Source organism: Pseudomonas sp. HMWF032, from assembly GCF_003060885.1.
Taxonomy (GTDB): domain Bacteria; phylum Pseudomonadota; class Gammaproteobacteria; order Pseudomonadales; family Pseudomonadaceae; genus Aquipseudomonas.
On the sequence record NZ_QAIG01000006.1, the window covers coordinates 53,263 to 65,212 of the forward strand.

At 61.0% G+C, this 11,950-nt stretch carries 9 protein-coding genes; 5 read left to right on the forward strand and 4 right to left on the reverse strand.

Annotation, left to right across the window (positions count from 1 at the left end; translation table 11 throughout):
• Nucleotides 1–571, reverse strand: a 571-nt coding sequence (locus tag DBR00_RS20795) for an alpha/beta hydrolase (RefSeq protein ID WP_218276611.1), incomplete at its 3' end; no start/stop codon positions are given.
• A gap of 133 nt (nucleotides 572–704) precedes the next feature.
• Here DBR00_RS20795 and DBR00_RS10140 point away from each other — a divergent pair.
• The 5 genes from DBR00_RS10140 to cobA all read left to right on the forward strand — a co-directional run bounded on the left by DBR00_RS10140 (nucleotide 705) and on the right by cobA (nucleotide 8,082).
• Nucleotides 705–1,154 carry a thioesterase family protein gene (locus DBR00_RS10140; protein ID WP_108488303.1) on the forward strand — a complete coding sequence of 150 codons (450 nt, stop codon included), beginning with the start codon at nucleotides 705–707 and terminating at the stop codon, nucleotides 1,152–1,154.
• Between the two features lie 598 nt (nucleotides 1,155–1,752).
• Entirely contained in the window at nucleotides 1,753–4,209 is a 2,457-nt protein-coding gene (nirB, locus tag DBR00_RS10145; protein ID WP_108488366.1) for a nitrite reductase large subunit NirB, read from the forward strand.
• On the forward strand, nucleotides 4,206–4,523 hold the full coding sequence (gene nirD, locus DBR00_RS10150; RefSeq protein ID WP_108488304.1) for a nitrite reductase small subunit NirD: 318 nt from the start codon (nucleotides 4,206–4,208) through the stop codon (nucleotides 4,521–4,523). The genes nirB and nirD overlap by 4 nt, the downstream gene beginning before the upstream one ends.
• A gap of 87 nt (nucleotides 4,524–4,610) precedes the next feature.
• Nucleotides 4,611–7,334 (forward strand): nitrate reductase, encoded by a 2,724-nt coding sequence (locus DBR00_RS10155; protein WP_108488305.1) that lies wholly within the window; start codon nucleotides 4,611–4,613, stop codon nucleotides 7,332–7,334.
• Nucleotides 7,335–7,344: 10 nt separating this feature from the next.
• Entirely contained in the window at nucleotides 7,345–8,082 is a 738-nt protein-coding gene (cobA, locus tag DBR00_RS10160; RefSeq protein ID WP_108488306.1) for a uroporphyrinogen-III C-methyltransferase, read from the forward strand.
• 129 nt (nucleotides 8,083–8,211) lie between these two features.
• Here the strand turns inward: cobA and sucD are convergent, their stop codons facing one another.
• The 3 genes from sucD to lpdA form a co-directional block, all read right to left on the reverse strand.
• The gene (gene sucD, locus DBR00_RS10165; protein WP_108488307.1) at nucleotides 8,212–9,099 is read right to left on the reverse strand and encodes a succinate--CoA ligase subunit alpha; all 888 of its coding nucleotides are present in this window, start codon (nucleotides 9,097–9,099) and stop codon (nucleotides 8,212–8,214) included.
• Nucleotides 9,099–10,265 (reverse strand): ADP-forming succinate--CoA ligase subunit beta, encoded by a 1,167-nt coding sequence (gene sucC / locus DBR00_RS10170; RefSeq protein ID WP_108488308.1) that lies wholly within the window; start codon nucleotides 10,263–10,265, stop codon nucleotides 9,099–9,101. Before sucC ends, sucD begins: the two co-directional genes overlap by 1 nt.
• A 209-nt stretch (nucleotides 10,266–10,474) precedes the next feature.
• The gene (lpdA, locus tag DBR00_RS10175; RefSeq protein WP_108488309.1) at nucleotides 10,475–11,911 is read right to left on the reverse strand and encodes a dihydrolipoyl dehydrogenase; all 1,437 of its coding nucleotides are present in this window, start codon (nucleotides 11,909–11,911) and stop codon (nucleotides 10,475–10,477) included.
• Between the last annotated feature and the right edge of the window lie 39 nt (nucleotides 11,912–11,950).

Sequence of the window (11,950 nt, forward strand, 5' to 3'; positions counted from 1 at the left end):
CAACATCAAACGCCGCACTGTCGAGTGCCACGGTGCCCAACCAGGGTTGTACAGCATAAGCCTGGCCAATCTCAGGAGCGGCACTGAGCAGGCTGACCAAATGCGCACCTGCCGAATGCCCCAGCAGCACCACGCGCTGCGGGTCCCCACCCCAGCCTGTTGCATGTTGCTGGACGTAGCTCAGCGCCTGGGCTATGTCCTCGGCCTGTTGCACGGGCATCGCATCCGGAATCAGGCGATAGTTCACCGAGACAAACAGATACCCCTGGGGTAACCAGCGCGCCAGTTTGTTCTCAACCACCCGGTCCATGCGTTTGTCGCCCTTGTCCCAGGCGCCGCCGTGCATCATCAGCAGAATCGGTGCCGACTTGGCCTTTAGTGGGCGGTACACATCCAGACGCTGGCGCGCATGCGTGCCATAAGGCAGATCGGCCAACAGCTCTGCGCCAAGCTGCGCGGCGCTCTTGGCACTGCGTCGATCACTCAGGGCATCGCGCAGCCCCTGTGCCTGCACATCCACTAAGCACAACAGCATCAGCAGCGCGCCGATGCTCAATCGTCCGAGTTTCATGCTTAACCTGCCCCATGCCATCAGGATGATCGGCAGATCATCACTGTTTTACCCGCCGCCTGCATCAGCGGCTGCCCGGCAAAGACGAACGGGGTTAACATTCGCCACCTTTCGCTGACGACCGGATGCTGGCATGGCCCGCCTGAAACTTGAGTTCCCCGAAGACCAGTTCTGCTACAGCACCCACCTGACGGTGCGGGTGACCGACATTAACGCGGCCAATCACCTGGGCAACGACTCGATGATTTCGATGATTTCCGAAGCCCGGGCACGTTTTCTGTTCGAGTTCGGCATCGTCGAAACCCAGGAAGATGGCACTGGCATCATCGTCACCGACCTGGCCACTACCTACCGCGCCGAAGCCCATGCCCGCGACCAGTTGCTATTCGAGGTCGGGGTGATGGATTTCAACAAATATGGTGGCGATATCACCTTTCGCATTACCCGCCCAGCCGATGGCAGCCTGGTGGCCATGGCCAAGTCCGGCTTTGTCTTTTTCAACTACAAATTGGGTAAAGTGGTGCCGATGCCAGCGTCCTTCAGCACGACCTTCAGCAAGGTCAACTGGCTGGACCAGCCATAGACACTGGTCAATTTTTAGTCAGTCATCACGTGACAGCCTGCACATCCTCTGCTAGGCCTAAAGCAGAACAACAAAAAAGCAGGGAATCACGATGCCAACCACACGCAGCCATGTCCGCCACGCCGGGCTGTTGAGCAGCCTACTCGCTCTGGCCCTTCTGACCCTTCCGCTTCCCACCCAGGCGTTAAGCACTGCGGTAGAGGATGCCATCTACACAACCGACGTACGTGGCAGCCGCTGAACCTCTGCTGCGCATATGGGGCCGTCACATGCGACCGATCTGGCATCGCAGTGACGGTCACGGTTTTTCAGGGCAGCACCTTGCCGCCAAGGCGCACCACGCCAGCGCACGGCGCACCATGAGAGTGCCAGAATCACTCCTTCAACCAGGCAAACGCTCTTAAAGCCCTGCAAAACAGCACGCGCTATGTGTTGGCACACGACCTGCATTGTCACTGACACAATTTAATAAAGCGCGACCTTCAACGAAGAGGGTCGCACTTCCCGAGAGAACGGGACTTGGACAAAGGCGTCCTCGCTAGGTGACTAGCGGGACGCCTTTTTTGTTTTGCGCGTGTTTAATCAGGAGATGGCCGGCATGCAGAAGCTCAAGCTGGTGATGATCGGTAACGGCATGGCAGGTGTACGCACCCTCGAAGAGCTGCTCAAGCTCGCCCCCGATCTCTATGACATTACGGTGTTCGGCGCCGAACCCCATCCGAACTACAACCGCATCCTGCTCTCGCCGGTACTGGCCGGCGAACAGACCTTCGAGGAGATCATCCTCAACGACCTCAACTGGTATGCCGAAAACAACATCCATCTGATGCTCAACCGCAAAGTGGTCAGCGTCGACCGTAAGAAGCGCGTGGTTACAGCCTCCGACGGCAGCAGCGCCGAATACGACCGCCTGCTCATTGCCACCGGCTCCACCCCCTTTATCCTGCCGATCCCTGGCAACAAGTTGGCCGGGGTAATCGGCTACCGCGACGTGGCCGACACCCAGGCCATGATCAACACCGCCAAGACCCACAACCATGCCGTGGTCATCGGCGGCGGCCTGCTCGGCCTGGAAGCGGCTAACGGCCTGAAAATGCGCGGCATGGACGTAACCGTGGTACACCTTTCCGATTGGCTGCTGGAGCGCCAACTCGACCGCACGGCCGGTAAGCTGCTGCAAAGCGCCTTGGAAGCACGCGGCATTCACTTCCGCCTGAATGAGCAAACCGAAGAGCTGATGGACAACGGTGAAGGCCGGGTCTGCGCCGTGCAGTTCAAGAGCGGTGACGTGATCCCCGCCGACCTGGTGGTAATGGCCGCCGGCATCCGTCCCAACACCGAACTGGCGGAAAAGGCCGGCATCCCGTGCAACCGCGGCATCTTGGTCAACGACACCCTGCAGACCTACGACCCGCGCATCTACTCGATCGGCGAGTGCGCTAACCACCGTGGCATCGCCTATGGCCTGGTCGCGCCGCTGTTCGAACAAGCAAAAGTCTGCGCCAACCACCTGGCCCAACTCGGCTTCGCCCGCTATCAGGGCTCGGTGACCTCAACCAGACTGAAAGTCACCGGCATCGACCTGTTCTCTGCCGGCGACTTTATGGGCGGCGAAGGCACCGAGACCATCACCCTCTCCGACCCCATCGGCGGCGTGTACAAGAAGCTGGTGATCAAGAACGACATCCTGGTCGGTGGCTGCCTGTATGGCGACACCGCCGATGGCGGCTGGTATTTCCGCCAGATCAAGGAAAACGCCAACATCAGCCAGATCCGTGACCACCTGATGTTCGGTGAAAGTGCCCTTGGCGACGTCGGCCACCAGGGCCAGAGCAGCGCGGCGAACATGCCCGACAGCATGGAAGTGTGCGGTTGCAACGGCGTGTGCAAGGGCACCATCGTCAAGGCGATCCAGGAGAACGGCCTGTTCAGCGTCGATGACGTGAAGAAGCACACCAAGGCAGCCAGCTCCTGTGGCTCCTGCGCCGGTTTGGTCGAACAGATTCTGATCAGCACGGTCGGCGGCGCTGCCGAGGTGAAACCGAAAAGCGAGAAAGCCATCTGCGGTTGCAGCGACCTGAACCATGGGCAGATCCGCCAAGCGATTCGCGAGCAGCACCTGGTCAACATGGCCGACACCATGACCGCGCTACGCTGGAGCACGCCCAACGGCTGCGCCACCTGCCGCCCAGCGCTGAACTACTACCTGATTTCTACCTGGCCGGGCGAAGCCAAGGACGACCCGCAGTCGCGCCTGATCAACGAACGCGCCCACGCCAACATCCAGAAGGATGGCACCTATTCGGTGGTGCCACGCATGTGGGGCGGCGTGACCAACCCGTCCGAGCTGCGCCGCATCGCCGACGTGGCCGACAAATACAACGTGCCGATGGTCAAGGTCACCGGCGGCCAGCGTATCGACCTGCTGGGCATCAAGAAGGAAGACCTACCGGGCGTGTGGAAGGATCTGGACATGCCCTCCGGCCACGCCTACGGCAAGTCCATCCGTACCGTGAAGACCTGCGTGGGCAGCGAGTTCTGCCGCTTCGGCACGCAGAACTCCACCCAGCTGGGTATCGACCTGGAACACGACCTGTTCAACATGTGGTCGCCGCACAAGGTCAAGCTGGCCGTCTCCGGCTGCCCGCGCAACTGCGCCGAGGCCGGCATCAAGGACGTCGGCATCATCGGCGTGGATTCGGGCTTCGAGATGTACATCGGCGGTAACGGCGGGATCAAGACCGAGGTGGCCGAGTTTTTCGTCAAGCTGAAAACCGCCGAAGAAGTGCGCGAATACAACGGCGCCTTCCTGCAGCTGTACCGCGAAGAGGCCTTCTACCTGGAGCGCACGGTGCACTACCTGCAGCGCGTCGGCATGGCGCACATCAAGCAGGCCGTGGTGGACAACGCCGAGAACCGCAAAGCCCTGAATACGCGCCTGCAGTTCGCCCTGTCGTTCGAACAGGACCCGTGGAAGGCACGCATCGAAACCCCGCAACTGAAGAAAGAGTTCGACCGCATCAGCGTCGTGAACCTCGAGGAGGCCTCTGTATGAACTGGCTGGATATCTGCGCGCTGGAAGACATCAACGTGCTCGGTTCGCGCATCATCAGCGGCCCGAAAGGCCATATCGCGCTGTTTAGGACTTCCGCAGATGAGGTGTTTGCCCTCGACGACCGTTGTCCGCACAAAGGCGGCCCGCTGTCCCAGGGGCTGATCTACGGCAAACGCGTGGCCTGCCCGCTGCACAATTGGCAGATCGAGTTGGAGAGCGGCAGCGCTGTGGCACCGGACGTGGGCTGCGCGCACCGACATGACGCCAAGGTGGAAAACGGTCGGGTGTTGCTGGCATTCGCGCAACGCAACTAGCCCGCTTCGTGGGAGGCGCTTCAGCGGCGACGGTCGCGGCTGAAGCCCCTCGCACCAGAACGTCCCCTCGCCCCAGGAGCTCCGAACATGGCCAGCCCCACTCAAGTCACCGCCTCCACCTGCTGCTACTGCGGTGTCGGATGCGGCGTGCTGATCGAACACGACGGCGAGAAGATTCTTGGCGTCGCAGGCGACCCCAGCCACCCGGCCAACTTCGGCAAACTCTGCAGCAAGGGCGCGAGCCTGCACCTGACCGGCGACCTCGACGCCCGCGGCCTCTACCCTGAACTGCGCCTGGGTAAGGGCCTGGCGCGCAGTCGCACGGACTGGGACAACGCCCTTGATCACGCCGCCACTGTGTTCGCCGAAACCCTCCGCGAACACGGCCCGAACAGCGTGGCTTTCTACATCTCCGGCCAACTGCTGACCGAGGATTACTACGCTTTCAACAAGCTGGCGAGAGCGTTGATGGGAACCAACAACATCGACAGCAACTCACGCTTATGCATGAGTTCAGCCGTGGTCGGCTACAAACGCAGCCTGGGTGCGGATGCGCCGCCCTGCAACTACGAAGACATCGAGCAGAGCAATTGCGTGCTGATCGTCGGTTCCAATATGGCTTTCGCCCATCCGGTGCTGTTCCGCCGCTTGGAAGAAGCCAAGGCCCAGCGCCCTTACATGCAAATCATCGTGGTCGATCCTCGGCGCACTGATACCTGTGAATTGGCCGATCTGCACCTGGCGATTTTGCCTGGCAGCGACGTGGCCCTGTTTCACGGCATCCTCCACCTGCTGTTGTGGGAAGGCTGGATCGACCGGCGCTACATCGATGCCCACACCGAAGGCTTCGACGCGCTCAAGAATCTGGTTCGCGACTACACCCCGGCCGCCGTGGCCGATATCTGCGGCATCAGCCAGGCCGACCTGCTGCAGGCCGCCGACCTGATCGGCAAGGCGCCGAGCTTCCTCTCGCTGTGGTGCATGGGCCTGAATCAGTCCAGCGCAGGCTCGGCCAAGAACTGCGCCCTGATCAACCTGCACCTGGCCACCGGACAGATCGGCAAAGTGGGCAGCGGCCCCTTCTCCCTCACCGGCCAGCCGAATGCCATGGGCGGCCGTGAAACCGGCAGCCTGAGTAATCTGCTGCCCGGTCACCGCGACGCCGCCAACGCCGAGCACCGCGACGAAGTGGCCGATTATTGGGGCGTCGACAGCCTGCCGCACACCACAGGTCTTACGGCCATTGAGCTGTTTGAAGCCGTGCGCAGCGGACACATCAAAGCCCTGTGGATCGCCTGCACCAACCCGGCGCAATCGCTGCCAGACCAAAACAAGGTGCATGAAGCCCTGGCCACCTGCCCCTTTGTCGTCGTGCAGGAAGCCTTTTTCACCACCGAAACCTGCCACTACGCCGATCTTCTGCTTCCGGCTGCCAGCTGGGGCGAGAAAGAAGGCACGGTGACCAATTCCGAGCGGCGCATCAGCCATGTGCGCCGCGCCGTGCCCGCACCGGCTGACGCGCGAGAGGATTGGGCCATCACCGCCGATTTCGCCCGTCGTTTAGAACGTCTGCTCCGCCCCGGCCTGCCCAGCCTGTTCACCTTCGACAGCCCTAACGCGCTATTCGAGGAATACAAACACCTGACGGCCAAACGCGATCTCGACCTTTCGGGGCTGAGCTACGCGATTCTGGATCACCAAGGTCCCCAGCAATGGCCGTTCCCGGCCGGCGCGACTCAGGGCACGCCGCGCCTGTATGGCGATGGCCAGTTCCCGACGACAAACGGCCGCGCACAGTTTCAGGCCGAGCCGTTCCGCGCCGCCAAGGAAACGCGCGAGACACGTTATTCCCTGACCCTCAACACGGGTCGCCTGCGCGACCAGTGGCACGGCATGAGTCGTACTGGCTCGGCCGCGCAACTGTTCGGCCATGCCCCGGAAGCGCTGCTCAGCCTGCACCCGGACGAGCTGCGCCGGCGCCGCCTGCAGAGCGGCGACTTAATCAAGGTACGCAGCCGCCGTGGCAGTCTGATCGTGCCGGTGGTGGCCGATGAGTCGGTGCGCAGTGGCCAGGCGTATATGCCCATGCACTGGGGCAATCGCTTTCTCAACGGCCTGGGCACCAACGTGCTGACCCAACCGGCGTTCGATCCGCTGTCCAAGCAGCCGGAACTGAAGCATGCCGGCATCGAGGTGGAAAAGGTCGAGCTGCCCTGGAGCTTCTTTGCCCTGGTCGAAGGTGATGTGCAGTCGCGCTTCGAGGCACTGCGCCCGTTGTTCGAAGCCTTTGCCTACGCCAACCTGACCCTCAGCGGTCGCGAGCGCCCAGCGCTGCTGATCCGAGCGGCCAGCGCGGTGGCACCCGATGCCGAATGGCTGGAACAGATCGACCACCTGCTCGGCCTCAACAAGGGCCCGGTGTTGGCCTATGACGACCCGCGCAAAGCCGTCGGCAAGCGCGTACGTATCGAAGACGGTCGCATCACGGCGATCCGCCTGGCCGGTGAAACCGCCGCTCGCGACTGGCTCAAGGGTGTTTGGGAAACCGGCGGCGCGGATGCCGAACTGCGCCGTTGGCTGCTCGCACCACTGCCCACGCCACCCGGAACCAGTACGGCCAAGGCCTCCGGCAAGACCCTGTGCAACTGCCTGAATGTCAGCCAGGACGCCGTCTGCGCAGGTATCGCCCGTGGCCTCGACCTCAATAGCCTTAAGCAGGAACTGAAATGCGGCACTCAATGCGGCTCCTGCGTACCCGAAATCAAACGACTGCTGGCGACACAAACCATGTCCGTCGTGGCGAATGCCTGAGGAGAGCAACATGAGCACCAAAGTCTGGCTGGTTGGCGCAGGCCCGGGCGATCCGGAGTTGCTGACCCTCAAAGCGGTAAAGGCTCTGAATCAGGCCGAGATCGTGATGATCGACGATCTGGTCAACCCCGCTGTGCTGGAACACTGCCCTAACGCGCGCATCATGTCGGTGGGCAAGCGCGGCGGTTGCCGTTCCACGCCACAGGCGTTTATCCATCGGTTGATGCTGCGTTATGCCCGTCAGGACAAATGCGTGGTGCGCCTTAAAGGTGGCGATCCCTGCATATTTGGCCGAGGCAGCGAGGAAGCTGACTGGCTCGGTGCGCATGGCATTGCGGTGGAGATGGTCAACGGCATCACCGCGGGCCTGGCGGGCGCCACCAACTGCGGTATTCCCCTGACCTTACGCGGAGTCGCCCGTGGCGTAACCCTGATTACTGCCCACACCCAGGACGACAGCAGCCTGAACTGGAGCGCCCTGGCGCAAAGCGGCACAACGCTGGTGGTCTATATGGGTGTGGCCAAATTGGCGGAAATCCGTCAAAACCTGCTGGCCAGCGGTATGCGCGCCGACATGCCCGTGGCCCTGATCGAAAACGCCTCGCTGCCCGAGCAACGCGAATGCCGTAGCCATCTGAACCTTATGCAGCAGGCAGCGGACGACTTTGGCCTGAAAAGTCCGGCCATTCTGGTGATTGGTGAGGTGGCCGGACAACCCGGGATGCAACTCGCGGCTATCAGCGCCTGAGCGCTTTACCTACCTAAACATCGGCAGATCGGCACATCACCTATTAACGATAGGGTCGAGCGGATATAAACCGAGCAGACAAAGAAAAGGCCACCCGAAGGTGGCCTTTTCATGAGCAGTCAGCAACGCTTAGGCGTTTTTGACTTCCCAACCGGTCAGCTCGGCCAGGGCCTTGCCGATGTCAGCCAGGGAACGCACGGTTTTCACACCCGCGTCTTGCAGGGCTGCGAACTTCTCGTCTGCAGTACCTTTGCCGCCGGAGATGATCGCGCCGGCGTGGCCCATACGCTTGCCAGCCGGAGCGGTTACACCCGCGATGTAGGATACGACTGGCTTGGTCACGTTGGCCTTGATATAGGCAGCCGCTTCTTCTTCAGCCGAACCGCCGATCTCACCGATCATCACAATCGCTTCGGTCTTCGGGTCTTCCTGGAACAACTTCAGGATGTCGATGAAGTTGGAGCCCGGAATCGGGTCACCGCCGATGCCGACGCAGGTGGACTGACCGAAACCGGCGTCAGTGGTCTGCTTAACAGCTTCGTAAGTCAGGGTGCCGGAACGCGACACGATGCCTACTTTGCCTGGCAGGTGGATGTGACCTGGCATGATGCCGATCTTGCACTCGCCCGGAGTGATCACGCCTGGGCAGTTCGGGCCGATCAGGACTACGCCCAGCTCGTCGCACTTGACCTTGGCTTCCAGCATGTCGATGGTCGCGATGCCTTCAGTGATGCAAACGATCAGCTTGATGCCACCGAAGGCTGCTTCCAGGATCGAGTCTTTGCAGAACGGAGCCGGAACGTAGATCACCGAAGCAGTGGCGCCAGTGGCTTCCACAGCTTCCTTGACGGTGTTGAACACCGGCAGATTCAGGTGGGTAGTGCCGCCTTTACCTGGGGTCACGCCGCCAACCATCTTGGTGCCGTAGGCGATGGCTTGTTCGGAGTGGAAAGTACCCTGCGAGCCGGTGAAGCCTTGGCAGATAACTTTGGTGTCTTTATTGATCAGGACGCTCATTATTTGCCCTCCGCAGCTTTGACGACTTGCTGAGCAGCGTCGGTCAGGCTGGTTGCCGCGATGATGTTCAGGCCGCTTTCTGCCAGGACTTTAGCGCCCAGTTCAGCGTTGTTGCCTTCCAGACGGACAACAACCGGGATTTTCACGCCGACTTCTTTCACTGCACCGATGATGCCTTCGGCAATCATGTCGCAGCGAACGATACCGCCGAAGATGTTCACCAGAACGGCAGCGACGTTGCTGTCGGACAGGATGATCTTGAAGGCTTCGGTCACGCGCTCTTTGGTTGCGCCGCCACCTACGTCGAGGAAGTTGGCTGGCTTGCCGCCGTGCAGGTTGACGATGTCCATGGTACCCATGGCCAGGCCAGCACCGTTGACCATGCAACCGATGTTGCCTTCCAGCGCGACGTAGTTCAGTTCGAACTTGGCAGCGTGAGCTTCACGCGGATCGTCCTGGGACGGATCGTGCATGGCGCGCAGCTTCGGCTGACGGTACATGGCGTTGCTGTCGATGTTGATCTTGGCGTCCAGGCAGTGCAGGTTGCCATCAGCCTTGATTACCAGCGGGTTCACTTCCAGCAGGGCCAGGTCGTAGTCCTGGAACAGCTTGGCCAGACCCACGAAGATCTGAGTGAATTGCTTGATCTGATCGCCTTGTAGGCCCAGCTGGAAAGCCAGCTCGCGGCCCTGGAACGGCTGAGCGCCAACCAGCGGATCAATGGTCGCCTTGAGGATTTTCTCAGGGGTGTCGTGTGCCACTTTCTCGATGTCCACGCCACCTTCGGTGGACGCCATGAACACGATGCGACGGCTGGAACGGTCAACTACCGCGCCCAGGTACAGCTCCTTGGCGATGTCGGTGCACGATTCAACCAGGATCTTGCTGACCGGCTGACCATTGGCATCGGTCTGGTAAGTCACCAGACGCTTGCCCAGCCAGTTGGCGGCGAAAGCCTTGGCGTCTTCTTTGCTCTTGACCAGCTTCACGCCGCCCGCTTTACCGCGGCCACCGGCGTGGACCTGAGCCTTGACGACCCACTCGGTGCCACCGATTTTTTCGCAGGCTGCTGCGGCTTCTTCCGGGGTGTCTACCGCGAAACCCTTGGATACGGGCAGGCCGTATTCAGCGAACAGCTGCTTACCCTGATACTCGTGGAGATTCATGCTTGTCTACCGTCTTCGTTTAGGTATTGCGCATACGGTGCTGCACTTATGATGCCGCACCACCTGTGACTGCTTCTGGAGCAATCCGGCTGATATTCCGCGCAGCAACCTGAGCTGTACGCGGGCCATCTGCCGTGGTTCTTTCTGCCTGAGCTACACCTGCGTCGGTACACAACGCCGACGCAGGTGTAGCTCAGGCCAACAACGTGTTAACGCTTCTTGCGGTTGGCAATGTGGATGGCATGGCCATTCACTGCCAGAGCTGCTTCGTGCAGCGCTTCAGACAGCGTCGGGTGAGAGAACACCATCATCCCCAGATCTTCAGCGCTGGTGCCAAACTCCATGCCGATTGCCCCTTGCTGCACCAATTCGGCAGCGCTAGGGCCAATCACGTGTACACCCAGAACGCGGTCAGTGTTGGCATCGGCGATCACCTTGACCAGGCCACCGGTGTCGTTGGCCGCCATGGCACGGCCGCTGGCAGCGAACGGGAAGGTGCCGACATTCACGGCAACGCCCTCAGCCTTCAGTTGCTGCTCGGTCTTGCCGACCCATGCGATTTCCGGATGGGTGTAGATAACCGAAGGGATCAGGTCGTAGTTCATCTGCGCTTTGTGGCCGGCGATACGCTCGGCAACCATCACGCCCTCTTCCGAGGCCTTGTGTGCCAGCATGGCGCCACGCACTACGTCCCCGATGGCGTAGACGCCCGGCACACTGGTCGCGCACTGGTCGTCAACGTAAATAAAGCCGCGCTCATCCAGGGTCACGCCGCTGTCAGCCGCCAGCAGATCGGTGGTCACTGGGCGACGGCCCACAGCTACGATCAGCTTGTCGAAGACGATCTTCTGCTCGCCTTCGGCGTCGGTGAAGTTGACGGTAACCTGCTTCTTCTTCACTTCCGAGCCGGTCACACGGGCACCCAGACAGATTTTCAGACCCTGCTTGGTGAAGGTTTTCAGCGCTTCCTTGGCGATCTGCTCGTCAGCAGCCGGGAGGAATTTGTCCAGAGCTTCCAGCACGGTCACTTCAGCGCCCAGACGTGCCCACACCGAACCCAACTCCAGACCGATTACGCCAGCGCCGATCACGCCCAGCTTCTTCGGCACGCTCTGGAATTCCAGGGCGCCAGTGGAATCAACGATCACGTCCTGATCAACCGGAGCCGGCGGAATGTCGATTGGCTTGGAGCCGGAGGCCAGAATCACGTTCTCGGCTTCGACGATCTGCGTCTTACCGTCGGAGCCGGTGACTTCAACCTGCTTGTTGGCCAGCAACTTGCCATGACCTTCGAGCAGGGTCACACCATTGGCCTTGAACAGCGTGGCAACACCGCCGGTGAGGTTCTTCACGATGTTGGCCTTACGACCGATCATCGCAGGCACGTCGATGGTCACGCCTTTGGCTTCGATACCGTGAATCGCGAAGTGATCCTTCGCCTCATAGTATTTCCAGGAGCTGTCCAGCAGCGCCTTGGAGGGAATGCAACCGACGTTCAGGCACGTACCACCCAGGGCGATTTTGCCCTCTTTATCCTGGTACTTCTCGATGCAGGCAGTCTTCAGACCGAGCTGCGCTGCTTTGATGGCCGCTACATAGCCACCAGGGCCGGCACCGATGACTACCACGTCGAATTTCTGGGTCATAACGTATTCCTTCTCGAATAAACCGGACGGCCCTGTAGA